This is a genomic window from Bacillus sp. DX3.1 (genome assembly GCF_030292155.1).
Taxonomy (GTDB): domain Bacteria; phylum Bacillota; class Bacilli; order Bacillales; family Bacillaceae_G; genus Bacillus_A.
Genome location: NZ_CP128153.1, coordinates 4661419 through 4687762, shown reverse-complemented (window position 1 = coordinate 4687762; position 26344 = coordinate 4661419). Strand labels below are relative to the sequence as shown.

The window sequence follows — 26344 nt, the reverse complement described above, 5'->3', positions numbered from 1 at the left end:
ATTATTTATTAATTTATAATTATTATAATCTAGTAATTGGTATAAATCAACCTTTTACAATCAGTATTTTTGAACATTTTTTGAACAAGATGTAGTGTTATATTGCAGTATGTGTTTATTTTTTACTATATTGTGGCATATATATAGAAAAAGAGAATTTTGAAAGGGGAATGGAGGGTAATGGAACTCCAATTTCAAAACGTATATCAACAAGCTGGGAATTGGTATGTGTTGGATTCGGAATTTCCTTGGGATATTCAGCGGGTGAAAAACGATGTGTTTTCGCTTATTGAGAAACGTGAAATCCCAGTTATTTTTTGCGATACATGTGATACGAATGATGTGCTTGTAAAATTGGGAGAAGAGGAAGAAGAATTTTTATTTCCTTTAAGCGGTTTTTATCATAAAGAAAAACAATTAATTTTTGTTTGTATGTGGGAACAGTATGAGCAAGTGCTCAAAACTTTACTGCATGAGTTTCGTCACTCTATGCAGCATGAGCAAGATGTATTATACCTCAGTAAGGAAGCTTATGAAGACCGTTGGATTGAACAAGATGCAAGGACGTTTGCACAAAGGAAAATTAATGAATATATAAGAAGAAACATAAATTAAAGCATAGTGATGGTTTTATCACTATGCTTTAATTTATAACTTACTAAAATATAGTAATTGACATTTGTGAAGTTTAGGACTAAACTTAAGTCATCAAGTAAGCGAGGTGATGGAATGAAAACAGAAGAAAGACTTGGTTTATTGTTATGGTTTCGTTTATCCCGCTTTTATAACCGAAGTATTCGCGAGACAAATCAACATTTGAGAAAATGGGATTTATCAGCTGCACAGTTTGATGTATTAGCTCAAATTGGAGGACAAGATCGTTTAACGCAGCAAGAACTTGGGCGAAAGCTATTTGTTACAAAAGGAAATATCACGCAGCTTTTAAATAAAATGGAGCAGCTTGATTTTATTCGAAGAGAGCAAGAGGGACATGCAAAATATCTTTCGTTAACAGAAAAGGGAAGAGCTTTATATGAAGAGGTTGTTCCACCACAAGAGACTTTTCAAGCAGAGCAATTTTGTAAGTTGGATCGCGGTGAGCAGAAACAATTACTGGAATTACTTCGAAAGTTACAATGATAAAAACTTTAAATAAATATCTTGAATTCGAGATAATATGAGGTGAAAAATATGTTTAAGAAAATTGATCATAAAAAAATGGGAAGAGCAAATCACGGTTGGCTAAATACACATTTTCATTTTTCATTTGCAGACTACTATAACCCAAATAACATGAAATTTGGTGCACTACGCGTGATAAATGATGATTTAGTAGCAGCACAAACAGGATTTGATATGCATCCGCACCGTGATATGGAAATTATTTCTTACGTTGTCGATGGAGAATTAACACACCAAGATAGTATCGGAAATCGCGGTACAATTGAGCGTGGTCATGTACAATATATGAGCGCTGGTACAGGTGTATTTCACAGTGAACATAATTTAGGGAATGAAACGTTACGTCTGTTACAAATTTGGATTTTACCAGATCGTGCTGGTTATACACCAAACTATGGTGAGTTTAAATTTGACTGGAACAAACGTGAAAACACATGGTTCCATATGGTCTCTCCAGTTGATGGCGGTGCACCAATTGCCATCCATCAAGATGCAAACTTATATTCTCTTTCATTAGAAGCTGGAAAAGAGATTAGCTTCCCGGTTGGCGAAGGCCGCCAATTGTATCTTGTGCAAATTGAAGGAAGCAGTGTTGTAAATAGCGAGACTCTTGTTATGCGTGATGCAGCAGAAGTGATTGAAGAGGATGTTCGTATTCAAGCGACAGAGCTATCTCACTATTTGGCAATTGAAATGAAGAAACAGTAAGTAAGGAAAAGGAACGTCTAACACGACGTTCCTTTTTTTTTTTCTTTTTTGGATTAAATTGTAAGATAGGATGTTTCTCAACATTTTTGAGTAGGAGTTACTCTCTTTTTTTCGAAATGTATAAGAGTGTCAAAAATTTTCGGGAGAATGGGGAGTGTTAGATTGAAAAAGAAAGTGGTTTCTTCAGCATTAGCTTTATCCGTAATTTTTGGGGGATTTGGTGCATTTGGTACAACAAAAACACAAGCAGCAGAACAAAAAATTCAATATCATCAAGAATTTAAAACACCAGCTTACATAGGTGAAGAATGGAAAGCACCGGAAGGCTTAGATAAAAAAGAGACAGTGTTTCAATATTTAGAGAGTAAGAAGGAAATGTTTAAATTAGCAGGAAGTATAGAAAAGCATTTTGAAGTTGTAGGGGAAGAAAAAGATGCTGAATCCAATACAACACATGTGAAATTAATTGAGAAACATAATGATGTACCTGTATATGGATCTGATCAAACGGTTGCGCTTGATAAAGACAATAATGTGAAAGCATTCTTCGGGCAAGTTATCCCGAATCTAGAAGATAAAAATATTCCGGCTGGGGTAAATATTACTGATGAGCAAGCGGTAAATGTTGCGAAAGCTAGTATTGAGAAGGAAATTGGAAAAGTAGATAACTATGATGGTATTAAAAAAGATTTATATGTGTATGAAAAAGATGGGAAATACTATCTTGCATACCTTGTAAAAGCATCTATTTCAAAACCAGCACCAGGCTATTGGCATTACTTTATTGATGCAACAAACGGAGATGTAATTGAGAAATATAATGCTGTTGATAACATCAACGGTTTCGGTGAGGGTGTATTAGGGAATAAGGTAACTTTTGAAATTTCACAAGATGCAAAAACAGGTGCGTTTAATTTATTTGATGGCAAACGTGGAAAAGGTGTTCATACGTTTGACGCACAAAATATGGATGAAAATTGGTTTAATATCTTCTCACAATGGTTTGGATATACAGGTGAGGAAATAGAAAGTAAATCGAAGTACTTTGAAGATAAAGCTGCTGTTGATGCACACGTAAACGCAGCGAAAGTATATGACTATTATAAGAAGACATTTAACCGTAATTCTTTTGATGATGAAGGGGCGAAGCTAATTTCTACTGTTCACGTAGGTGAAAGCTGGAATAATGCTGCCTGGAACGGAGTACAAATGATGTACGGTGATGGTGATGGAGAAACATTCATTCCATTATCTGCAGGGTTAGATGTTATTGGGCATGAATTAACGCACGCTGTAACAGAATATACAGCAAATCTTGTTTATAAAGATGAGCCAGGTGCATTAAATGAATCATTATCTGATATTATGGGTGTAATGGTCGAGAAACGTAGTTGGCAGCTTGGCGCAGATATTTATACACCTGGTGTTGAAGGAGATGCATTACGTTCATTGAGCGATCCAGCATCAATTCCAAACCCATTAAAACCTGGGGAAGGTTACCCAGATCATTACAACAAACGTTATACAGGACCATATGATAACGGCGGTGTTCATATTAATAGTAGTATTAATAATAAAGCGGCATATTTAGTGTCTGAAGGTGGAAAACATTACGATGTAACGGTAGCTGGCGTTGGACGTGAAGCAACAGAAAAAATTTACTACCGTGCTCTAACAAAATATTTAACTGCTAACTCTAACTTTAGCATGATGCGCCAAGCGGCAATTCAATCTGCAGAAGACTTATATGGAAAAAATTCTAAAGCGGTACAAGCTGTAACGAAAGCTTATGATGCAGTTGGTGTAAAATAAGAAACGAAAAAGACCTGACTTTGATAATGTCAGGTCTTTTTTCTCCCTTTGCTTAATCGCGAATTCCTAGTGCAATTTTCGCCATACGTGACATACGTTCTTTTGACCAGGGGGGATTCCAAACTACATTTACTTCTATTCCATTTACCTCAGGTACATTTGTCGATAATACTTTTTTGACATCCGATACGATTTGTCCAGCCATTGGACAACCGATGGAAGTCATTGTCATCGTAACGACAGCATTATTTTGTTCATCAGCTGTAACATCATATACTAAGCCAAGGTTGATAATATCAACACCTAATTCAGGATCAATAACAGCCTCTAAATTGGCAAATAATTTATCTTCGAGCTCTTGCGACATATATAACACTCCTAATATTAGTGATATCCATTCTCATTATAAAGGAAATAGGAGAAAGATGCAGTGAAATAGCTCACAGTCTTTTTCGTAATTCTTTTTATACTAATACGTATGTGTAAAGAGGCGATTTTGAAAATGAATTAGAATAAAAATTCTTATAAAAAATAAGAAAATGCTATTGTGTTTTTAGAAAACATCCTGTATACTTCTAATTAGTTGATAATGATTTTCAGTATCAACTAAACGTTGCTCTTCGCTATGTTGGTCATACCCCTTTTGACTGCGTAAGTCAGAGACAAAATGTTGAAATACCTTGTGTCCTATTCTACAGAATTATGGTAATCTCCAACCTCAACTTATATGCGTTAAGCGTGCAAAAAAAGAATCCCAACCGTGAAGGGATTCTTTTTTGCATGCGTACAATTGACTCATTTTGTAGCAATTAATGTATAAAGTCCAGGAATATGGTTTTCAATTCCTTCTGGAGCAGAGGGAGGGAAGACCCATCGTTGGTGTGGACCACGTTCTTCAATAAATTCTTTAATACGTAGGTTCGTCTGAGCAATTTCTGTAATAATTTCTCCTAACGTCCAGCGGCGAATTTTATTTTTAGGTAATGAGGCTTTTTGTGTTTCATCAAGGAGAATACTGTAAGCAACTTCAACTTCAACAATTTCTTCATGAAAATAATTGCCGTTTGCTAGAAATGTTATGTCATCCATTGCTAGCAACTTTGTATAGACAGGGTGATAGTCACGCAATATAAACGTACCACCATCTTTTAGCAGTTGAAAGATAAGCTGAAATAGAGGTTGTAGATCTATAAAGTAATGAAGTACGCCTAGTTCTAATAAAACAACATCGAATGTTTTTGTAGGTTGTATGTCTAACACATCAGAAACGATATATTCAATAGAGGTTCCCGCAGCATCCGCAAGTTCATTCGCATATTTTGCGTTGCTTTCAGAAATATCCACAACGGTTACGTCAGCTCCTAGTAATGCGAAGGCAACAGCTTTATTTCCTTTTGAAGCAAGTAAGTTGATGATGCGTTTTCCTTGTATACCTTTTATGTATGGTAAGTAATGGGATACTGTATGGGCGGGCTCTTTTACTAGTTGCTGAGCATATTCGTGCGGTGTTCCATGCCGACTGGTCCATGCTTCATAAGCGGCTTTATTCCAACCTTCTTTATTATTTGTACTTAATTGTTGTTGGTTCAATGATATCTCTCCTTTCTCTGAACGTGTACTTATTCTTTGACGATGTTTTATTTCCTGCTTTTACACTAGTTCAGGTGTAGAAGTATAAAAGAAAAATAAGAAAATAGTTTGTTTTTTCTGTTTATTATGTGTAGAATACATGTTACATACGAAAGCATTGAAGAGGAAAAGTAGAATGGAATTATTCTTTCCAGAGAGCTTCGGAAGCTGAGAAGAAGCAAGAATATTCATTTGAACAATGGCCTTTGAGCTTCGTCCTGAACTTATCATTTGATAATAGTAGGCGGCGACGAGAGTTGGTTCTCGTTATCAAAATCACAGTATAAGAGCACATGTTGCTCCGTACTTGTAGAGGTTAGTTGTGTGAACAACTGACGAAATAAGGTGGTACCGCGACTGTTTATACAGCCCCGCCCTTATCTTTTTAGAAGATAGGGACGGGGCTTTTTTATATGTAAAGGAGGAATGAAAGATGAGTATTTTTATTGGTGGAGCTTGGCCTTATGCGAATGGCTCTTTGCATCTTGGACATGTTGCGAGCCTATTACCAGGAGATATTTTAGCACGATATTACAGAGCGAAAGGTGAAGGGGTTCTTTACGTATCAGGAAGTGATTGTAATGGAACGCCGATTTCTATTCGAGCAAAGCAAGAAAGGGTTACTGCAAAAGAAATTGCAGATCATTATCATGAAGAATTCCAGCGATGTTTTAAGCAGCTTGGTTTTACGTATGATTGTTATACACGTACAGATACAGAGCATCATCATCAAACCGTACAAAAGATTTTCTTACGTTTATTAGAAGAAGACTTTATTTATAAAAAGACAGTTGAACAAGCATACTGCGAAACATGTGTGCAATTTTTACCGGATCGTTACGTAGAAGGAGTTTGCCCACATTGTCATGAACAAGCACGTGGTGATCAATGTGATGCCTGCTCCGCTATTTTAGATCCGCTCGATTTATTAGAAAAGAGATGTAAGTTATGTGGAAATACACCAGCAGTTAAGGAAACAGAACATTTCTATTTTGCATTGCATAAATTTCAGCAGCAGATTAAAGATGCAGTAGTGGTTGCAAAACAACAAGGAGCATGGCGTGATAACGCAATTCAATTAACAGAGCGTTACTTACAAGAAGGTTTACACGACCGAGCGGTATCACGTGATTTACCAATTGGAGTTTCAATTCCTGTAGAGGGATATGAGGATAAGAAAATTTATGTGTGGATTGAAGCTGTTTCTGGTTATTATTCGGCGAGTAAACGTTGGGCAAAAGAAACAGGACAGGATGATCAAGAATTCTGGAATAGTAGTGCGAAAACATATTATGTGCACGGGAAAGACAATATCCCGTTTCATTCCATTATTTGGCCGGCTGTATTACTTGGAGTAGGAGAGGAAGCAACGCCACGTCATATTGTTTCCAATGAATACTTAACTGTTGAGAAACGAAAATTATCGACAAGTAAAAACTGGGCAGTATGGGTACCAGATATATTAGAGCGGTATGATCCAGATTCGATTCGGTACTTTTTAACGGTAAATGCACCGGAAAATCGCGATACTGATTTTTCTTGGCGTGAATTTATTTATAGCCATAACAGCGAATTACTAGGAGCGTACGGGAATTTTGTAAATCGTACATTGAAATTTATTGAGAAATATTATGATGGTGAGGTGCCAAAAGGGAATGTAAATCTAGAGCTGAAGGAGAAGGTGGAGGAATTATATCGTAAGGTAGGGAATGCGATTGAGCAGGCTCATTTTAAAGTTGCGTTAGAAACAATATTTGAAACAGTACGATATGCGAATAAATATTTTGATGAGCAAGGGCCGTGGAAGCAAATAAAAGAAAACCCTTCAGGTTGTAACGAGACAATCTACCATTGCGTATATTTTATTGTGAATTTTGCACAGTTGTTACAACCATTTTTACCGTTTTCTAGTGAGAAAGTAAGGGAAATGCTATCTATTTCTCATACAGATTGGGCATGTGAAACTATTTTCCCAGAGCGAATTAGCAATGTACAACCACTATTTGAAAGAATTGATGTAGAACAAATTGAAAAAGAAGTAGAAAAGCTACACGCAGCATTAAAATAAAGTGAAACTTTAATCAGTGGGGGTTTTACTGCCCATTAATGCGGTTTAAAAAAGAGCACATGATGTGCTCTTTTTTAGACACTTTGTTCAATGGTTCGTCTCTTTTTGTCTTCAATTTGTGTTCCTGTATTTACGACTTCTAACGTGTAGCCATTTGATGTACTCGTGTATATTATTTGGAATATACGATGAAATTACCTTTATGTTTTTTATCATAATTAGATAAAGTGAAACTTTAATCAGTGGGGGGGTTCTTCATCCCCCACTGATTATTAGTTGAACCAATCGGGCTTTTATGGGCAGTTTATTCCCCACCTATCTTCTTTGGTTTCCTTAGAATCTTGAGGTGGGGGTATTACTGCCCGTTAATGCGGGATAAAAGTAAATAAATAATAAAATATAGGGAAAGTGAGAAAAGAATAGAAAGTATAACTGATTTTATAAAAATCTTTCTGGTGATGTTTTCTTGCTTGTTTTTACGAATCCAACTTATATCCAATGCCTTTTACCGTCTTAATGTATGGAATATTTAATTTTTTTCGTATGTTTTTAATATGAGTATCTATTACTCTTACATCACCATAATACTCATAGCCCCATAGTTTATTTAACAAATCACTTCTTGATAGTACTTTCCCACGATTTTGTAACAGTGTATACATGATCTCGAATTCTTTCGTTGTTAGTTCAATTTGATTCCCATGAACATAAGCTGTATAAGCTTTTAAATTTAATATAAACTCGTTAAATTGTAGTATATCATTATCATTTTCTAAAGATGTTTGCCTTCTTAGCACAGATTCAATTCGCTTTATAAATATGGTGTAATGAAAAGGTTTTGTTATGTAATCGTCTATTCCTAATTCAAATCCTCTAATTTCATTTTCCACACTATGTAACCCTGTTAGCATTATAATAGGAACAATAGATTGTCCTCTTATAATTTTACAAACACTATACCCATTTATATCAGGTAGCATAACATCGAGTAGAATAAGGTCATATGAATTTTTTTGAAAAAGGAGTATACCTTCTGTGCCAGTACCTACAACATCAACTCTAAAACTGTGTACTGTTAAAAGTTCTCGTATTAGTTTTTGAATATCTGGATCGTCTTCAATCACAAGTATGTGCTTCACAATCCCACCTCCTAAAAGCACAATTTAGTAAGAGTATTTCAGCTTATCGTTCTTGCCGGTTACAATGGTTATTTTCTTTACTACATAATAAGACCCCCATCTTAAGAGTTAAAGATAGAGGAGGGAATACAGTCTAATTCATTTAACTCATTCTTCATGTTGAATGAAGAATGAGTTAAATGAATGGAAGTTTCACTTTATTATATAAATAAATTGATGATTATGATGGTGCAATTGTAATGTTTATTTTGGCAAGTGCGAAGCATGAAATTCTTTATATCTTCGTTTCAATTATATATGTAAAGCTAGCTGTTTTGCTACTTTAAATGAAGAAATAAAAGAAGCCAAGAGCAAAGTTCTTGGCTAGGATATAAACTTGTTCTTTAGGGTATCTATCCTGCTATTTGCGGGCAGTAATCCCCCCACTGATTAAAGTTTCATTTTATTTTTTTACAACTACAGTAGCTTTTTCTCCAATACGGTCAAATAGCCAATGAATATCTTCGTTATACATACGAATACATCCTAATGTCGTATTTTTTCCAATTACTGTGTTTGTATTTGTACCATGAATCGCATATGTTGTTCCCCACGTTTTATTCATATTCAATCCAAGCCAACGATCACCAAGGGGATTGCGTGGATCTCCACCTTTAATATGTCCAGTATAGTAAGGGCGATTTTTTATTTTGTTTACAATGATAAATGTTCCTAGTGCTGTAGGAGTATTTGCTTTTCCTGTAGCGACAGTAAAACTTCTTATAAATTTACCATCTTGATAAAAGTCCATCTTATTTGTACTTGTATTGACAAATAATTTTTGATTTGGTGTAGGAGCTGCTGCCTCTGCTTTTTCATATGGGAATACCCATACACTCAATAGTAAAATAGCTAATAATATCTTTTTCATGGTTTTCTCCTTACGATAATTCGTTTTATTTTTAGATATAGAATTTAAAATAAGAGCGTAAAAAAAAATAAACATAAAGAAACATAGATTCTTTGTGTTTCAGGCTTAGTAAGCTTGAAAATTATATAATGCCCGATATATATTTTCGTTAATTGTTTCAAAAAATGTTTGTACCTTAAATTTGTGATTTAGATTTTTGTTAATGAATAACCTATTATTCAGCAAGAACTCACCATTTTTACCAAAAATCTGTACATGAACAATTATTTCTTCATCATTTTCACAAATAGTAGGAAAAAGGTAATGAAATGCCTGGCTAGGAATAATGTAACTTTTACTGTCGATACTGTCAGGTTTATAACTTATACTTTTTTTGATCAAAACCTTTACAGTTTCTCGGCTCACGATAAAGGATAATGTAGTGGATTTTCTTAAGCTTGAATCAAATTCATTTTCTTCACATATATGTAAGCTAAAAATTGTTTCACTTAGGTTGGATTTAGCTTGCGTGTGAACAACATTATGGATGTTATATACTTGCAGTTTTTCTCACTCCTTGTCTATATTTCCGAAAATTAAAACGTGTTCATTTATTGCTTAAACGTGATACATAATGTGAATAGTAAAATTTCATCCTAAAATTCAACAAAGTCCGCTATAATTTTACAATATGAATATGAAGATAATATGAAGTTAATATGAAGTTAATATGGAACTAGTTTAATAGTTAGATATCATACTTAATTATATAAATACAAATTAAAGTCCGACATAAACCCCTTCTTTTTAGGTGGGAGAGAGCATCCGGCCATGCATAGAAGCGGTCAGATCTTTTTCCTGCCCAGACATAGTGAAAACAAAGAGAGAAAACGAGTGCAGGTCACCTTTTGTTATCCATAGCCGCGGCTTATATGTCGAAAAATCAAAATGGATTTATATAGAGAAGCATTGAAAAATGCATGATACAGGTCTATATTCTTCTCATAAAATGGGAAAGAGTGAAAAGTGTCTCCGTGCAAAAATAAGTGGAAACCGCAATCTTAGTTTATCCCGCATTAACGGGCAGTAATACCCCCACCTCAAGATTCTAAGGAAACCAAAGAAGATAGGTGGGGGATAAACTGTCCGTAAAAGCCCGATTGGTTCAACTAATAATCAGTGGGGGATGAAGAAAACCCCCACTGATTAAAGTTTCACTTTATCCCGCTATTCGCGGGCAGTAATAACCCCACCTCAAAGTTCGACAGGAAGAAAAGAAGTTAGGTGGGGGATAAAGAAAACCCCCATTGATTAAAGTTTCACTTTATATAAGAAGAAAAATGAATTGTTTTTGGTAATACAGGACAAGAAGAGTATGTGTATAGGAAAGATGAATTTAATTGGAAAAGAATTTGTTCTATGTATGTACAAGCTGTGTGAAGTTTTCTCAAAAGTAGTTTGTTATATGAGAACAAATTCTTTCTATATAAATACAAATTAAAAAACCGGCATAAACCCCTTCTTTTTAGGTGGGAGAGAGCATCCAGACATGCATAGAAGCGGTCAGATCCTTTTCCTGCCCAGACATAGTGAAAGCAAAGAGAGAAAACGAGTGCAGGTCACCTTTTGTTATCCATAGCCGCGGCTATATGTCGAAAAATCAAAATAGATTTATATAAAACAAATATATTAGCAATGAAAAATTAGAAGTGAGTATAAATGCGCTAAAGGAATTTACGAATAACAGATAAAAATACCTATTCTTACAAAAATGTAATCTAAATGTAAGTTATTGTGATAGTTATTTCGACAAAATTTTTATACAATAAAAGTAACAGTTCGTACGTGATTTATGCTGCCAATTAATGAGAAAAGGAGAGAGCGACATGGAGTGGGTTTATGAATTATTTCAGCAATACGGCTATTATGTTGTACTTGTTGGATTGCTGTTGGAATATATTGCACTTCCGTTTCCAGGAGAACCAACACTAGCATATGCAGGGTACCTAGCACATACCGGAGAATTACAATTGCCAATTTTAATTCTATTATCATTTATTGGTACGAGTATTGGGATGACGATCCAATACTTTCTAGGAAATAAACTTGGTATGCCATTTGTGCAGAAATACGGAAAGTATGTATTTTTAACACAAAGAAAAATTGATTTAACAAGAATGTGGTTTGATAAATACGGATATTTTCTTATTTTTATCGGCTTCTTTATCCCGGGCGTTCGTCATTTCACAGGCTATTTTGCAGGAATTATTAATTTACCGTTTCGCCGCTTTGCACTGACAATCTACTCCGGTGCTCTTTTCTGGGTTTCCTTCTTCTTGGTCAGTGGCTATTGGTTAGGCGGAAATTTAGATGATATCTTCAGTTTACTTGGACAGCATATCGGTAAAATCATCTTTGGGATTATCGTAATTACAGTGATTACTGTAGGAATTCGTTTCCGTAAACAATTAAAGCGTGTATTTGTACAAAGTGTAAATTAATAGGGAATCCATTCTATGTCAAGAATTGAAAAAGGCAGTGCTGAAAGCACTGTCTTTTTTTATTTTACCTTGTATGAATGGGCTGTAATTCCTTACTTAGAAAAGTTTCATTTTATCTTCCAGTTCGCTTTTATTTTTCCTGTAAGGTTTTCACCAGTAACTGTAATATAATACGCTCCGGTCCTATAGGCTAAAAGTTGGTATGTATTTTCACTTATTTCTATATGATCTTCAATTCGATTAAATTCACTTGATGTTTGAAAGCTGTAGCCATAGCCATTATTTCCACCAACAAGAAAAGTGATTGAAAATTCAACAATGTCTCCTTGCTTGACATGAATTGGAATTTTATGTTCCCCGTGAAAATATAGAAATGTTGCCTCAAATTCATTGGCAGTAGTATGTTCTACCCATTGTTCTTTCTTTGTAAAATCAATATTGGTAATTGTGATAAATAGAATAGCAAGAAGAATGGGAACCATGTAACGAAACCATTTAAATTTTTGCCCAAGGTAAGTTCCGAAGTAATAGTAAACAGAACAGATTGCTCCAATTGAGCCAGCGATAAGAAAGAGAATAGGGTGTTCATTACTGAAAATCCAAAATGGAACAAAGCATAGATAACCGAATCCGATATAGAGAAGTAGTTTCGTTTTTATTGTTCTAGCGTTCAGTTTGTATCCTAGTAGATCAATTATAATGGAACAAGAGATTGCATAAGCGAAAAGACCGTAAATCCAGGGATTATACAGAGATTCAGACAATAAGTCTGAGAGTCTATACAAATCAAATGCATCATTTAGAAATAAAATACATAAAAAAGAGAAACACAGAAAACTGGCAGCTGCTAGTTTTATAGAAATGTAAGAGAAAATCGATTTTTTATCCATGTGGACCTCATAATATTCTGTTTTTATATTTATTGTATATGATTCATTATGAATATAAAATTTTTTCGACATATATTAATGTCAAAATGACAATGATAATTGACAAATGAAAGAGAAGTCTTTACAATTTTAACTAAATAAAGGAAAACGAGGTTAGATATGAAGCTTCAAAATCGGGTAAGAGAGTTTCGTGCAAAGCACCGAATGTCACAAGGAGATTTAGGGAAAGCAATCGATTCATCGCGGCAAACGATTAGTTTAATTGAACGCGGTGATTATGCGCCGTCGATTGTTCTGTCCTTAAAGATTGCACATATTTTTGGGGTACCGGTTGAAGAAATTTTTATGTTAGTTGAGGGGGAAGAGGATGATGGAAAGTAGGGTGCAATATACAATACGTTCTATGATAAAGATTCTTGTAGGGATGGTATTTGGATTTTTAGGCGGCTATATATTATCAGCTGTTTTTGCGGCTGGTCCAAGAAAATTACCATCTTATATGGGAGTAATTGGATTTATTGTATTCGGCGTAGGGATTATATATTATTTATGGAAAAATACACGTATATTGGCGAAATTACGTGATGAGGAGGAGAGTGTACAGGGGCGCAGACTAGGAATACTATTAATGTATTTGCGTGCAAGTGAAGTAATTGTATGGTCTTGGGCAATTTGTGCCGGAATTGCGTATTATCGTTCATTCTTAGCAGGAACGACTTCGTTATTTGAAATAGGGAATGCAGGTGTGTCCGTTGTATGCTTGATTCTTGTCATATGGATAGGATTTATCATGAAGAATCGCTACAATACACTCTATCCAGAACAAAGTGTTACGTATTCACAGTCATTAGAAATGTGGGCAAAAAATGCAGATGAAGGACAAAAACATATTATCCATGAAGCGGGCTACAAGGCTTATCAATTTACAAATATGGTACTGGCATGGGTATGGATCGCAGCGATTGCCTATACAATCTTAGATAAAACGGATTTCTTTTTAATCGGTATTATTTCATTTGTATGGGTATTACATATCGGAAAATACATGTATGAAATGCATAAGAAAATGATTTATTAAAAGAGAAGTGAAAATTGGAGAAAAATTGCTAGGCTTATCGTTTTATATAGCGGATAGTGAGAAAGAAGTTACAAAAATGTAGCTTCTTTTTATTTGTTTATAAATTGTTTATTTTTACCTCTTATTCTAAAAGTAAGGAGGCGATGACGATGAAAAAAACGATATTAGAAGTAAAAGATGTGACAAAAAAGGTGAAGGGGAGAAGCTTGTTAAATCATATGTCCTTTTCCGTTTATAAAAATGAAATTTGCGGTTTTGTTGGGCCAAATGGTTCCGGGAAAACAACATTAATTCGGACGATTATGGGCCTGATTAAACCGAATGAAGGAGAAATTTTAATTAACGGTGTTAGTGTGCAAAAAAATCGTGAAGAGGCACTTCAGTATGTCGGGGCGATTGTTGAAGCACCGATATTCTTTCCTTATATGTCTGGGCGGAAAAATTTACGAAATTTAGGAAGAATTACAATGAACTGCGGGGGAGAAAACTTAGAGCGAAAGGTTGAGCAAGTGTTAAAAATTGTTGGTTTAGAAAATCGTGCTGATGATAAGGTTGGCACCTATTCGCTAGGAATGAAGCAACGATTAGGGATTGCACAGGCGCTTCTTGGAGATCCGGATTTTATTATTTTAGATGAGCCTTCCAACGGATTAGATCCAGTTGGGATTAAACAGCTTCGAAAAATTGTGCTCGATTTACAGCGTGATAAAGGGATTACTTTTTTCATTTCAAGTCATTTAATTCGTGAGCTAGAGCTTATGTGTGATTCTTGGGTGATGATTCGAGAAGGCGCACTCATTTGGCGCGGAACAACAGATGAACTGAAAGGGGATAGTAAAGATCTAGAGGATATCTTTGTGGAGATGATGAGCTCATGATGATGTTGGTGCGCTCTGAATGGGAGCGATTGTGGGCGAAAAAGGTGACGTGGCTTTGTTTTGCGGCGATACCGGTGATGCTGCTTGGGGCGGCGAAGTATTGCTTGGAACATAATCAAGAGGTACCGGAGACAGCAGTGGATTATGCATATGCAAACTCGTTTCCGGTTCTAGCATTATCTGAAATGCTTATGAGTATATGTAATCTTATTTTACTCGTTATGATTGTTCTTGTATTTGCTCAAGAATATCATAGTGGACAAATGCGTATGGTGTTGCAGCGTTATTTACATACGATTGAGAGAAATACAAATCGGATGGCAAAGCTTCTTCAAGAATTCCATACAGTGAATGAATTGGATAGTTTTGCATTTCAATTATTTTTAAGTGAAGTAAACTTGCAAAGCTTTTACCGTAAAAAGATAGAAGAATATGAATGTATCGCCAAGAAAAAAGAGATAGAATGGGACGTTATGTTCGAAAATAATGATGATATAGAGACTCTTGTGTTTGATCAAGAGAGAATGAGTCAAGTGATGGATAACATCGTGATGAACGGTGTCCGTTTTACGCCAGAGAAAGGCAAAATGTTGATAAAGGTACGTATGGGGCATGATGAATTTCAGTTTCATGTGTACGATTCAGGATCTGGATTTCAATCTGGAGATGCGCAAAAAGTATTCCAGCGCTTTTATCAGGAGGATAGATCGCGTTCAAGCAGTAAAGAGCATTCAGGACTTGGCCTATATATTGCGAAGACGATTGTCGAGAAACATAGCGGAAATATATTTGCGGAAAACAGTGCAGTATGCGGAGGGGCGCATGTGTGGTTTGTGATTCCAAGAACCGTATTTCATGTTACGGATATAAGTATAAAAAAAGCTTGAAGATTGTTATCTTCAAGCCTTTTCATATTAAGAATTGCTTTCTATATGTCTACCATTATCTTCTTCAGGATCTTGTAATAAGTTAAACACATCAGCTAAGCAAAATGCGATAAACCAAGTCCAAAGACCGTGGAAGAAAGCGGAACTTAATTGTAATGGAATCGTGTAGTTCGTCATTAAAAAGGAAATACATCCACCAACAATCCCGATCATGGTTAATAACATTGTTTTTTGAGCGTTTTCTTCTGGGTTAAAGAGGAAGAAGATAAATCCGCCTAAAATTGAAGCGCTTACAACAGATTCGATTCCATTAAAAATGATATGTTCTCCAAGTTGAATATTTGTCCAGAAGCAAATGATACCGCCAATACAAGCGAATAAGGCAGCTATCATGTAGCGTACATATTGATTCATATTCTCATCTCCTTATGTAATAAGATGATTTGGAAGTTCAAAGGTAGGTATAGTAATAGAAGTTGATTTTAGTTGTACGTATCTTTTTATAAGTAAAAAGATTGATAGAAGAATAACCAAGGTGATTGGTTATGTTGAAAATTTTTTGTACTGTGTGATAAAACAACTGAAAACAATTATATATAAATACAAATGAAAAAACCGACATAAACCTCTTCTTTTTAGGTGGGAGAGAGCATCTAGCCATGTATAGAAGCGGTCAGATCCTTTTCCTGCCCAGACATAGTGAAAACAAAGAGAGAAAACGAGTGCAGGTCACCTTTTGTTATCCATAGCCGTGGCTACATGTCGAAAAATCAAAATGGATTCATATAGTTATTACATGAATTTGTATTGAAATATACCTGACTTCTTGTTTCTTTTTGCTTGTAAAAGTAAGAGAAACTCCCAAGTCTATACATTCATTGTGTAAACTTATTTTTATTATAGCATATTTAGACGAGGAATAATAGAAATTATCTGATTTTGTAATAAGTGTAAAATAATTCGAAGAACTATATTTTATGGATTGATATTCCATTTTATTGTACAATTAATTTAACTGAATTTTTAGTTAATGAAAGGAGGACAGTTAGATGGGGACACAGAAACAGCACATTATAGTCACACCTACAAAAAGTATAGGGATTTCTTTAGTATTGACGTTTCTATTTGGTTCTTTTGGAATGCTGTATTCAACAATTATTGGTGCCATTATTATGATTGTTATTGAGTTAATTGTTGGAATCGTAACATTTGGAATCGGACTGTTTATTACACATATTATTTGTATGGTTTGGGGAGCTCTTGCAGCTCATAACTACAATCAAAGATTATTGAGTGGAACAAATACATACACATCGTAAGTTAGGTGATGTAATAAGAAACTTGTATTATCCCTCACCAATCGGGCTTTTATAGGCGGTTTATCCCCTACCTAGCTTCTTTGCTTGCGCTGAATTTTGAGGCGGGCCGCAAATAGCGTGATAAATAAAAACGCAAGGAATCCTAATTCCTTGCGTTTTCTCATATACGTTTGAAACGTCCAACAATTTCAACGGTTTCTGTAATATTCATAAACGCATGACCGTCTACTTGACGAATAATACGCTTCATTTCTCCTAATTCGTAACGAGTTACGACAGTGTAAATCATTTTTTTCTTATGGTTGGTATAGCCGCCGACAGCGTCTACCATTGTTACACCGCGTATGCCGTGATGCAGTAGTGCTCTTTTAATTTCCTCGCCCTTTTCGGTAATTGTCATAATCGTTAATTTAATATGTTTTGTGTGAACTGCATCAATGACTTTACTGACCACAAAACGGCTAATTAACGTATATAGGGTAATATCCCATCCGAAAATAAAACCAGCGGCAACAAGTAGGATTAAGTTGAAGCCAAAAATAATAGCGCCAATTGAAATATCCCTATATTTCGCTACAATCAACCCAATAATATCAAATCCACCTGTTGAAGAGGCGAATCGGAAAATAATTCCTGATGCAGCACCGCAGATTACACCACCAAATACAGAAGAAAGTAAAATATCATTTGAAATTTGGTGTACCGGGATAATATTCATGGCTAAAGATGATACTGCCACGAAATAAGCTGTTAAAAAAGTTGTTTTCTGTCCTAAATAAAAATAGCCTAGAACAAGAAGCGGGATGTTTAATAAAAAGATAAGTGCACCGATATTATAATGCATTAAGTAACCAATAATCATCCCAACGCCAGCAAATCCACCGCTAATCATATTATGTGGGATAAAAAACATATTCATCGAAATGGCATACAAAATGGAAGCTATAAAAATAACAATCAACTGTATCATGAATTCTAAATGAAATGTTCTAGCTGCTGGGAAGGATAAAAAGGCGGTATCGGGAACGTAATCGGCGTCTCCTAATTGACCCATAGTGTGTTTCATCTCCATAATTCATTTTTGATTACAAGAAGAGAATAATGCTTTTTTCAAAAACTGGCAACCGTTTTATTATAATAAGAAAATTTCATAAATTCCCAAAAAAATAAACCTATTCATCGATTTGCGTGAATATACTAAAGAAAGCGAATACAACCGTTCGGTTTGAAAAAATATACAAAATATTTTTTATAGGGAATAAAGGGAAATAGAGATCATATGTGAAATATGCTACAATTGGTTGAGTAAGGATGTGAAGCGATGGAATTTTTATTGCAAGATGCAATTCTATATATATCTGTTGTAACGACAGCACTTTGTTTATTAGAAGTCTTTTTTCACGCTAATGTTTCTCGTTTTGTTCGTCAGCAAACATATGGCGGTAGACAAAAGGTTTTCACATTAGTTGATACATGTGAGGAGCAGGTAAGGAATAGTCCGCTTTTCTCTATCTTCTATAAATATGGGATGGTCCGTTCGGTTCGCAGACAAGAATCGAGCGGAGAGAGTGATGAGGTCGGTCCGTATATGCCAATGTTTCGCTAACTAATTACGAAACATTGGAGGAATGTGAACGTGTTAAAATCATACCGAGCTTGGCTCGTTAGTTTATCATTATTACTTGTTTTTGTTTTATCTGGCTGTAGTAATACAGCAACAATTGATGCACATAGTACCGGGATCTGGGATCATTATTTTGTTTATCCGATCTCGCTTATGCTTCAATTTGTAGCACATCATGTACCAAATGGAAGCTTTGGCATTGCGATTATTATCATTACACTCGTGATTCGTACAGCAATGATACCGTTGGCTGTGACGCAATATCGCGTTCAAATGAGAACGAAAAAGATGCAGCCACAGTTACAGAAATTGAAAGAAAAACATGGTGATGTTAGTAAAGATATTGAGAAACAAAAAAAGTATCAAAAAGAAATGATGGAACTGATGAACACAAGCGGTGCGAACCCAATGATGGGCTGCTTACCACTTTTAATACAAATGCCTATTTTCTCGGCACTGTATTATGCAATTAGTCGTACGGAAGAGATTCGTACATCTTCGTTTTTATGGGTGAACTTAGGACATGCAGATCCATATCATATATTGCCGATCATTGCTGCACTGACAACCTTTATTCAAATGAAGATTATGCAGTCTAATACGGCGGCAGGAGAGCAAGTTCAAATGTTGAAAATACAGCAGTTTATGATGCCAGCCATGATTTTATTTATGGGATTTGCGGCACCATCGGGACTTGTGCTGTATTGGATTACAGGTAATGTATTTACAATGCTTCAAATGATTGTATTGCGTAAAGTAATGGAACGTGAAGAAGGACAATTACAAAAAGCATAGAGAAGAAGCCGCTCTGTTTATGAGCGGCTTTTGTTGTTTTTGAGGCTTTTTTTACAACCTGTTATAATATAAGTAAGGATATATTTTTTATGTTATATAAAAAATATTCTTGATTTTTTTGAAAACTTGAATATAATAAAAATTAACTACAAAATTCGACATCAAGAAGTGATGATGAGGACACGATCAATTTTTTACGATTTTCAGAGAGGGAAGCCTTTGGCTGTGAGCTTCCTAATACGAAAAAATGGATTACCACCTCTGAACTGCAGCAGTGAACGAACATCTAGTAATTGCTTGCCGGCAAAAACCGTTATCTAGACTTGAGAGATTGGTGAAGTGTGTTTTATTTTACTAATTGAAACAAGGGTGGAACCACGAATACAACACTCGTCCCTTTTTTAGGGAGGAGTGTTTTTTTTATTTTATTTTTGTATCATACTAGGATTGGAAGGGGCAAACGCAGTATGCATCATGATGAGAAAAACAAAATTGGTTTAATGGTTGCACTATCTATCGTTGTTGGGACAATTATCGGTTCTGGCGTATTTATGAAGCCGGGTAGCGTATTAGATTACGCAGGAAGCTCTAATATGGCAATCTTTGCTTGGGTAATAGGTGGCCTTTTAACCTTGGCTAGCGGTTTAACTGTAGCAGAAATCGGAGCACAAATTCCGAAAAATGGTGGCTTGTATACGTATTTAGAGGAAATCTACGGGAGCTTTTGGGGGTATTTATCTGGCTGGATGCAAACAATTGTATACGGCCCAGCAATTATTGGAACATTAGGTTTATATTTTAGCTCTTTAGTTATTAACTTTTTCTATTTAGATAAAGTATGGAATTTACCGATAGCTATTGGAACAGTTGTGTTCCTTGGTCTAGTAAATAGTTTTGGAACGAAGTATGGGGGCATCGTTCAAACAATTACAACAGTCGGAAAAATGATTCCAATCGTGTTAATTGTTGTTTTAGGGTTTTGGAAAGGGAATAGCGATATCTTTAATGTAGTTGTGCCAATATCAGAAAATCAAAGCATTGGGATGGCGATTTTAGCAACTTTATTTGCTTATGATGGCTGGATTTTACTCGCTTCTATCGGCGGTGAAATGAAGAATCCAACAAAGCTATTACCAAAGGCAATGACAGTAGGGATTTTAATTGTAACGGCTGCTTACGTATTAATTAACTTAGCGTTACTGAACGTATTACCTGCAGCGAAAGTTGTGGGTCTTGGAGAAAATGCGACAGCGACAGCGGCAGAGATGCTGCTTGGAGAATATGGTGGAAAAATTATTAGTATCGGTATTATCATTTCGATTTTTGGATGCTTAAACGGAAAAATTTTAACATTCCCACGTATTCCAATGTCGATGGCAGAACGCGGACAACTTCCATTTTCTAAGTTTATTGCGAAAGCACATGAGAAGTTTAAAACACCAGCAAATGCTATTTTCTTTGAAATTGCACTAGGTATTATTTTAATGATTATTAGTGATCCAAATAAGCTTTCTGAGATTTCCGTATTTATTATTTATATTTTCTATGTGATGACATTTATTGGTGTATTCATTTTACGAAAACGTAATGAAGGGAAAGAGCGTGCGTACAGTGTACCACTATTCCCGATTGTACCAATTGTAGCGATTTTAGGGTCACTGTTCGTAATTGGAAGTGCAATTATCAATGATCCGATAAGTTGTTTCTTATCAATTGGTATAGTATTTACAGGACTTCCGGTTTATTGGTACTTGAACCGAAAAAAACAAACTCAATCTTAAAGATTGAGGATGATATTCAGTAATAAAAAGCAGGTATACTATGTGAAATTAAAGAAATATAGCTAAAAATATCGGCTATAAAAACGGTATACTTTATATAATTGTTGGTACATCACTTATCCAAGAGTGGTGTACTTTTTTTATATACTTCTATATAATCGCATTTTCTATTACAACCAAATACGGATACCCCAACACTTTGAAAAATTAAAATAGATATACTCTATTTTATCTATCCTTATTTTTGTTCTTTACTTTAGGTAAATCTGATATGTCTGCCTTTCGTCTGTAAAAAATTGTTAGATATATAAGAGAGAAATAATGCTTGATTGCTAATGTTCTTTTGGTTACTATTATTGTAGTAACCAGAAGAGAACGAGAGAAAGTGTGGGGAAAAACTTGAATTTTCGTGTATATATATTAGCGATTGCGGCATTCGTAGTCGGGACGGTTGAATTAATTATTGGAGGAACACTAGATTTAGTAGCAAGTGATTTAGGAGTTTCTATTAGTGCGGCAGGACAATTAATTACGATATTTTCGATTGTATTTGCTCTTTCTGGGCCTGTCTTATTGGCAGTGACGGGGAAAATAGAACGTAAAACATTATATGTAGGAGCATTATGTATTTTCTTTGTTGGAAATGTGATTTCAGCTCTTAGTTTAAATTATATGATGCTGATGTTCTCGCGTGTCATTTGTGCAGCGAGTGGGTCTCTTATTATTGCACTGTCGGTGACATTGGCTTCTAGTGTTGTAGAACCACATTTCCGTGCGCGTGCAATTGGAATTATTTTTATGGGAATTAGCGGGTCGCTTGTACTTGGAGTACCACTAGGACTTGTCCTTGGGAATGCCTATGGCTGGCGTGCACCATTTGTTTTAATCTCGGTATTAACGATACTAGCGATTGTTTGCATTTCTTTATTTTTAACAAAAATTCCACCGGCACCTGTATTGTCTGTACGAGAACAAATTGCTACGTTAAAAGATAAAAAGATTGTAAGTGCACAACTCACATCGTTTCTGTTCTTAACAGGACATTTAACACTATATGCATATTTAACACCATTTTTAAAAGATGTCATGCATGTAGAAGCAAACTGGATTAGTGTGTTTTACTTTATTTTCGGAATTGCCGCGGTAATCGGCGGTGGTTTTGGTGGCTGGCTTGCAGATAAATGGGGATCAAAGAAAAGTATTATTTCGATTATTATCGTCTTTGCATGTGCGATTTTTGTATTACCGATGATGACATTCTCTTTCCCGTTATTTATTGTGATGATGGCAATTTGGAGTATGTTAAGCTGGGCGATTTCACCTGCACAGCAAAATTATTTAATTGAAATTGCACCAGAATCAGCTGGTATTCAGCAAAGTTTAAACAACTCGGCACTGCATTTAGGGATAGCTCTTGGCTCAACCGTAGGCGGAGTTGTGATTGAGAAATCATCTGTTATCTATAATGCTTGGGTAGGTGGCGGCTTCGTCATTTTTGCACTACTATGTGCAATCTTCTCGATTACGAGAGGACAATCTACTCATGCAATGAAAAAAGAATCTGTCGTGTGACAGGTTCTTTTTTTTATATGAATGAGGAATAAGGTAGAAAACTGGTGAAAGGGGTTGTTAAAAATGAATCGAATATTGCTATAGAGAGATGAAGGAAGGGGAGGAGATATAATGATAATGACATCTTTCATAGGTTTTATTTTTTCCATAATTCCTTTGTTTTTAATTGTATTTGTATTCCGATGGATTCGCTTCATTTATATGAACTCAGAGGAACAAGTGAAACAAAATGAAAAGATAATTGAATTGTTATCCGAAATAAAAAAACAAAATTAAAAATAGCAAAGGAAGAATCTTTGCTATTTTTAATATCGTAGTTTCATTAAAATGCTTCGTATTTCCTCATCATTCATAAAGAGGTCGTGATGTTTTTCGGTAATTTTCGCAAGAGCAACATCATGATAAAAGAACTCTGTAAAAAATTTCACGAATGGCTGTGACATTGTCTTCATCGCCTGCCAAGATTCTTGTTCTACCCCGGCAAATAAAATTTCACGATCATCAACGATAAGGAGTAAGTAGCGTTCTAACGCGTTATGTTCTTCAGTTGGAATAAGAAAATGAACGTTCTGTAGCTCTGTTTCCACCTCTCCGACGACAAGTGCTTCAATATCTATACCTTGCTTTGCTTTTTCTTCTAATAAGGGAAGATATTCTGAAAACGTATCATTCCAAGCAGAAATCCGAATCGAATGCTTAGCTTCTTCTACAAGTTGTTTACTTTGAACTTGAATAGAAGATTGCATTTTTAAGCTCCAAACACGGTCATCTGTAAAAGATCTTTTTGAAACGGTTGTTTGTAGCTCTTTAATATTAGATTGAAATTCTGCAGTTAATTTTTGAATGGCAAGCTCTAGCGGTAAAGCCGTATACAGCTTTTTCTTTTCCGAGACAGAATCCATTACCATTCCTTTATCGATGAGGCGTGCTAACACCTCATATATTTTGGCTTTTGGAACACCTGAATATTTGACAATCGTTGTTGCATCTAGTGGTTCATCGCTTGAGACCACTATTTCATATGTTTGGCTTTCATATTGTGAGAATCCGAATTTTTGTAACATAATGCCTCCCGAACAAGTTAGACTCTATATTAAGAATAAAGAACTATTTGTGTTTATACAAGTGCTGCTATTTCTGAGGATGTCTATGTAGTCACGATATCATAAGTTGTCCCTTTTGAGAAAGTATCCGGTATAGACAAGAGAATGAACAGAATGAGAACTGCATATTGTACAACGTAGAGTTAAAGAATAGAGTCAGCAATGACTCTATTCTTTAGCAAATATTTAATTGTGAATGGCTTGGAACATAAGCATGCCGTTATTTTCAGATACGGTTAATGTACCACCAATTGCTTGTGTGGAATAGCGTTTGGCTGAGAGGTCTTTCGAACCAAGTTTTTCTAGAATGGATTCTACATCTTGTTCGCTAAGAGGTGAGTCAAGGCTACGAATGACGGTACTTATTGTGGAGTAGAAAGATTTAATTTGTTCTTGAGAAGTGCCTGATCCGACGATAGCAATAGCGCCAATACTACCATTAGATTTATAAATTGTGATGCCAAATCCGAACTTATTGCTGAATAGTCCGTTATATGTTTTTGCTTGTTGATCTTCTGAATATACTTTTATGTTGCTTATATTGATACCGGTGGATCTTCCAACTGTATTTATTGTATTTACAAGATTCTGCATAGCACGGTCTGTATCAACTGTTGGTGGTGGAGCAGGAGCAGGAGCAGGTGATGGGTTAGGAGCAGGTTGAGGAGTAGGAGCCGGTGGTGGAGTAGGTTGAGGATCTGGCTTTGGTGCAGGTTTTTCTACTGGTTTAGGATCTGATTTTCCAGATCCGATTTCACATGCGGCTGTTCCGAATAAGAGAGGTACTGCTAATAATAAAGTAAGAAACAACTTTTTCATGTGTTCACTTCCTTCCAAAAGTATCGGGAATCATGGTGCTTTTTAAAGAGGTAACATCACTATATGCATAATTAATCGGTTCGCGTTACAGTGGATAAGCGTATAGTAAAAAATAAATTTTAGGTAGTTATGATTAGTAAAGTGAGAGAGGGTTCTGTACAATAGAAAAGAGAAACACATAGGAGGGAACTATCATGGCAATTGTTGATGTATCGATTATTCCAGTTGGAACAAGTAATCCAAGCGTAAGTGAATATGTAGCAGAAGTACAAAAAGTATTAGAGAAAAATGCTGATCGCGTGAAGTACCAATTAACACCGATGAATACAGTGATTGAGGGAGAACTTCCCGTATTATTTGAAGTCATTCAACAAATGCATGAGGTACCATATTCAAAAGGTGCACAGCGAGTAGCGACAACAATTCGTATTGATGATCGTCGCGATAAAGAAAGTACGATGGAGAAAAAATTAAACTCTGTTCGATCAAAATTATAGAAAAAAGCAGCGATTTCCGCTGCTTTTTTATGTGGATAAATTAGGCAAGACGGTTGTAGCCGTGATACACTTTTTTATTATCAATTGTGGAATTTAGAGAAGGAGGAAGAGCGATGAATGATAAGTTTAATGAGCAGTTTGATGGCTTGCTTGAAAAGTATACAGAATTATTGCTAGGAGAAAGCAATGAAGAACGAAAAGAACAGGTGCAAAAATGGGCGTTGTATTCTTATATGGCTAAAACAATGCCAGCCTTAGTAAAACATTGGAATGAAACGTATCCAGATGCCAAAGAAGAGATGGTAAAGTTAATAGCTGATATTAAACGATTAAATGAAGAAAATCGTAATCATAGAGAGTAAAAAGCCACTCATAGAGTGGTTTTTTTGTTGTTTTCGACACGATGTGACATTGTAATATTTATATGTTTGATATTATTTATTTAAATTTATATATAAGGGGAGAAATCAAAGTGGATGCTGAAAAGAAGTCGAAGATTTGGGAGTATGTCGGATGGGGCGCAATTGTCGTAGTTGGTACTTTTACTACATTCATGTTGATGATGCTTATCTTTGGTGATCCAAAAACGAAATACAAAGCCGAGGAAGTGACGAAAGATGAACAAGAGGTTCAAGATGCTAAAAAAGATTTGAAAAAAGAATACTCTGTTGGAGAAACAATTAAACTTGGTGATCATAGGCTTACTGTTACAGATGTAAAAAAATCAAATGGTGGGGAACTTGAAAAACCGAAACCAGATCATGAATATATAGTTGTATCGGTAAATATCTATAATGGTGGAAAAGAGGATATCCCGTACAATTCGCTCGATTTCCAAATGAAAAATAGCAAGGGGAATATCACAAGCGTGATATTTTCATCAGTTAACCAAAATAACGCTTTGAATTCTGGTCAATTAGCACCGAATGGCCAGGTAACAGGTTCAATGGTGTTTGAACAGCCAGTAGGGGAGAAGTTACAATTACAATTCACACCAAATTTCTGGAGTAAGAAAAAAATAATGATAAACCTATAAGCAAGGTTAAATTTTGTTAAGAGTGAATCGTTGTAGATCTGTACTTTATATCTTGCGTGAAAGAGTAATAGAAATCTGAAAAAGGCACTCTTTTGGGTGTCTTTTCTTTATGAAAAAATCCCTACAAAAATTGTAGG

At 35.3% G+C, this 26344-nt stretch carries 29 protein-coding genes and 2 other annotated features; of the genes, 19 read left to right on the top strand and 10 right to left on the bottom strand.

Annotated elements, in window-relative coordinates:
- Window positions 1–180: 180 nt before the first annotated feature.
- From QRE67_RS23655 to QRE67_RS23640, 4 genes are all read left to right on the top strand, one after another.
- Window positions 181–615 (top strand): DUF3920 family protein, encoded by a 435-nt coding sequence (locus QRE67_RS23655; RefSeq protein WP_286122594.1) that lies wholly within the window; start codon window positions 181–183, stop codon window positions 613–615.
- A gap of 114 nt (window positions 616–729) precedes the next feature.
- A complete protein-coding gene (locus tag QRE67_RS23650; RefSeq protein WP_286122593.1) occupies window positions 730–1140 on the top strand; it encodes a MarR family winged helix-turn-helix transcriptional regulator in 411 nt (136 codons plus the stop codon).
- Between the two features lie 51 nt (window positions 1141–1191).
- Window positions 1192–1890 (top strand): pirin family protein, encoded by a 699-nt coding sequence (locus tag QRE67_RS23645; RefSeq protein WP_286122592.1) that lies wholly within the window; start codon window positions 1192–1194, stop codon window positions 1888–1890.
- A gap of 162 nt (window positions 1891–2052) precedes the next feature.
- Complete coding sequence (locus QRE67_RS23640) at window positions 2053–3702, top strand: M4 family metallopeptidase (RefSeq protein ID WP_286122591.1); 1650 nt, start codon at window positions 2053–2055, stop codon at window positions 3700–3702.
- Between the two features lie 52 nt (window positions 3703–3754).
- Here QRE67_RS23640 and QRE67_RS23635 read toward each other — a convergent pair whose 3' ends face one another.
- Window positions 3755–4069: a metal-sulfur cluster assembly factor gene (locus QRE67_RS23635; protein ID WP_286122590.1), complete on the bottom strand. Its 315-nt coding sequence runs from the start codon at window positions 4067–4069 to the stop codon at window positions 3755–3757.
- Between the two features lie 428 nt (window positions 4070–4497).
- The gene (locus tag QRE67_RS23630; protein WP_286122589.1) at window positions 4498–5292 is read right to left on the bottom strand and encodes a class I SAM-dependent methyltransferase; all 795 of its coding nucleotides are present in this window, start codon (window positions 5290–5292) and stop codon (window positions 4498–4500) included.
- A 148-nt stretch (window positions 5293–5440) separates the two neighbouring features.
- Window positions 5441–5713, top strand: a binding site (T-box leader).
- Between the two features lie 51 nt (window positions 5714–5764).
- Here QRE67_RS23630 and metG point away from each other — a divergent pair.
- Window positions 5765–7399 (top strand): methionine--tRNA ligase, encoded by a 1635-nt coding sequence (gene metG / locus QRE67_RS23625; protein WP_286122588.1) that lies wholly within the window; start codon window positions 5765–5767, stop codon window positions 7397–7399.
- 476 nt (window positions 7400–7875) lie between these two features.
- On the opposite strand, the gene QRE67_RS23620 is transcribed toward metG, so the two are convergent.
- The 3 genes from QRE67_RS23620 to QRE67_RS23610 all read right to left on the bottom strand — a co-directional run bounded on the left by QRE67_RS23620 (window position 7876) and on the right by QRE67_RS23610 (window position 9976).
- A complete protein-coding gene (locus QRE67_RS23620; RefSeq protein ID WP_286122587.1) occupies window positions 7876–8538 on the bottom strand; it encodes a response regulator transcription factor in 663 nt (220 codons plus the stop codon).
- A gap of 442 nt (window positions 8539–8980) precedes the next feature.
- Window positions 8981–9448 (bottom strand): L,D-transpeptidase, encoded by a 468-nt coding sequence (locus QRE67_RS23615; protein ID WP_286122586.1) that lies wholly within the window; start codon window positions 9446–9448, stop codon window positions 8981–8983.
- A 105-nt stretch (window positions 9449–9553) separates the two neighbouring features.
- Window positions 9554–9976: a DUF3978 family protein gene (locus tag QRE67_RS23610; protein ID WP_286125366.1), complete on the bottom strand. Its 423-nt coding sequence runs from the start codon at window positions 9974–9976 to the stop codon at window positions 9554–9556.
- Between the two features lie 1337 nt (window positions 9977–11313).
- On the opposite strand from QRE67_RS23610, the gene QRE67_RS23605 reads away from it, so the two are divergent.
- Complete coding sequence (locus QRE67_RS23605; RefSeq protein ID WP_286122585.1) at window positions 11314–11928, top strand: DedA family protein; 615 nt, start codon at window positions 11314–11316, stop codon at window positions 11926–11928.
- 107 nt (window positions 11929–12035) lie between these two features.
- On the opposite strand, the gene QRE67_RS23600 is transcribed toward QRE67_RS23605, so the two are convergent.
- A complete protein-coding gene (locus tag QRE67_RS23600) occupies window positions 12036–12818 on the bottom strand; it encodes a hypothetical protein (protein WP_286122584.1) in 783 nt (260 codons plus the stop codon).
- A gap of 159 nt (window positions 12819–12977) precedes the next feature.
- Here QRE67_RS23600 and QRE67_RS23595 point away from each other — a divergent pair, with 159 nt between their 5' ends.
- The 4 genes from QRE67_RS23595 (at window position 12978) to QRE67_RS23580 (ending at window position 15661) form a co-directional block, all read left to right on the top strand.
- Window positions 12978–13199, top strand: a complete 222-nt coding sequence (locus QRE67_RS23595) for a helix-turn-helix transcriptional regulator (protein WP_286122583.1) — start codon at window positions 12978–12980, stop codon at window positions 13197–13199.
- A complete protein-coding gene (locus tag QRE67_RS23590) occupies window positions 13189–13896 on the top strand; it encodes a DUF3169 family protein (protein ID WP_286125365.1) in 708 nt (235 codons plus the stop codon). The genes QRE67_RS23595 and QRE67_RS23590 overlap by 11 nt, the downstream gene beginning before the upstream one ends.
- 149 nt (window positions 13897–14045) lie before the next feature.
- Window positions 14046–14774 carry an ABC transporter ATP-binding protein gene (locus tag QRE67_RS23585; RefSeq protein ID WP_286122582.1) on the top strand — a complete coding sequence of 243 codons (729 nt, stop codon included), beginning with the start codon at window positions 14046–14048 and terminating at the stop codon, window positions 14772–14774.
- Window positions 14771–15661, top strand: a complete 891-nt coding sequence (locus tag QRE67_RS23580) for a sensor histidine kinase (RefSeq protein ID WP_286122581.1) — start codon at window positions 14771–14773, stop codon at window positions 15659–15661. The genes QRE67_RS23585 and QRE67_RS23580 overlap by 4 nt, the downstream gene beginning before the upstream one ends.
- Window positions 15662–15688: 27 nt before the next feature.
- Here QRE67_RS23580 and QRE67_RS23575 read toward each other — a convergent pair whose 3' ends face one another.
- Complete coding sequence (locus QRE67_RS23575) at window positions 15689–16075, bottom strand: DUF3938 domain-containing protein (protein ID WP_286122580.1); 387 nt, start codon at window positions 16073–16075, stop codon at window positions 15689–15691.
- Between the two features lie 635 nt (window positions 16076–16710).
- Between QRE67_RS23575 and QRE67_RS23570 the strand changes: the two genes are divergently transcribed.
- Entirely contained in the window at window positions 16711–16980 is a 270-nt protein-coding gene (locus QRE67_RS23570; protein ID WP_286122579.1) for a hypothetical protein, read from the top strand.
- Between the two features lie 160 nt (window positions 16981–17140).
- On the opposite strand, the gene QRE67_RS23565 is transcribed toward QRE67_RS23570, so the two are convergent.
- Window positions 17141–18034 carry a YitT family protein gene (locus QRE67_RS23565; protein ID WP_286122578.1) on the bottom strand — a complete coding sequence of 298 codons (894 nt, stop codon included), beginning with the start codon at window positions 18032–18034 and terminating at the stop codon, window positions 17141–17143.
- A 267-nt stretch (window positions 18035–18301) separates the two neighbouring features.
- On the opposite strand from QRE67_RS23565, the gene QRE67_RS23560 reads away from it, so the two are divergent.
- The 5 genes from QRE67_RS23560 (at window position 18302) to QRE67_RS23540 (ending at window position 23028) form a co-directional block, all read left to right on the top strand.
- Window positions 18302–18586 (top strand): hypothetical protein, encoded by a 285-nt coding sequence (locus tag QRE67_RS23560; protein WP_286122577.1) that lies wholly within the window; start codon window positions 18302–18304, stop codon window positions 18584–18586.
- A gap of 30 nt (window positions 18587–18616) precedes the next feature.
- Entirely contained in the window at window positions 18617–19399 is a 783-nt protein-coding gene (gene yidC / locus QRE67_RS23555) for a membrane protein insertase YidC (RefSeq protein ID WP_286122576.1), read from the top strand.
- Between the two features lie 162 nt (window positions 19400–19561).
- Window positions 19562–19800 (top strand) — a binding site (T-box leader).
- 66 nt (window positions 19801–19866) lie between these two features.
- Window positions 19867–21180: an APC family permease gene (locus QRE67_RS23550; protein WP_286122575.1), complete on the top strand. Its 1314-nt coding sequence runs from the start codon at window positions 19867–19869 to the stop codon at window positions 21178–21180.
- A 399-nt stretch (window positions 21181–21579) separates the two neighbouring features.
- Entirely contained in the window at window positions 21580–22752 is a 1173-nt protein-coding gene (locus tag QRE67_RS23545; RefSeq protein WP_286122574.1) for an MFS transporter, read from the top strand.
- A 111-nt stretch (window positions 22753–22863) separates the two neighbouring features.
- A complete protein-coding gene (locus tag QRE67_RS23540; protein ID WP_286122573.1) occupies window positions 22864–23028 on the top strand; it encodes a hypothetical protein in 165 nt (54 codons plus the stop codon).
- 29 nt (window positions 23029–23057) lie between these two features.
- Here QRE67_RS23540 and QRE67_RS23535 read toward each other — a convergent pair whose 3' ends face one another.
- Both QRE67_RS23535 and QRE67_RS23530 read right to left on the bottom strand, forming a co-directional pair.
- Entirely contained in the window at window positions 23058–23816 is a 759-nt protein-coding gene (locus QRE67_RS23535; protein WP_286122572.1) for a TrmB family transcriptional regulator, read from the bottom strand.
- Between the two features lie 225 nt (window positions 23817–24041).
- Entirely contained in the window at window positions 24042–24674 is a 633-nt protein-coding gene (locus QRE67_RS23530) for an adhesin (protein ID WP_286122571.1), read from the bottom strand.
- Window positions 24675–24868: 194 nt separating this feature from the next.
- On the opposite strand from QRE67_RS23530, the gene QRE67_RS23525 reads away from it, so the two are divergent.
- The 3 genes from QRE67_RS23525 to QRE67_RS23515 all read left to right on the top strand — a co-directional run bounded on the left by QRE67_RS23525 (window position 24869) and on the right by QRE67_RS23515 (window position 26207).
- Window positions 24869–25171: an MTH1187 family thiamine-binding protein gene (locus tag QRE67_RS23525; RefSeq protein WP_286122570.1), complete on the top strand. Its 303-nt coding sequence runs from the start codon at window positions 24869–24871 to the stop codon at window positions 25169–25171.
- A gap of 113 nt (window positions 25172–25284) precedes the next feature.
- Entirely contained in the window at window positions 25285–25533 is a 249-nt protein-coding gene (locus QRE67_RS23520; RefSeq protein WP_286122569.1) for a YusU family protein, read from the top strand.
- A 110-nt stretch (window positions 25534–25643) separates the two neighbouring features.
- A complete protein-coding gene (locus QRE67_RS23515) occupies window positions 25644–26207 on the top strand; it encodes a DUF4352 domain-containing protein (protein WP_286122568.1) in 564 nt (187 codons plus the stop codon).
- Window positions 26208–26344: the final 137 nt, after the last annotated feature.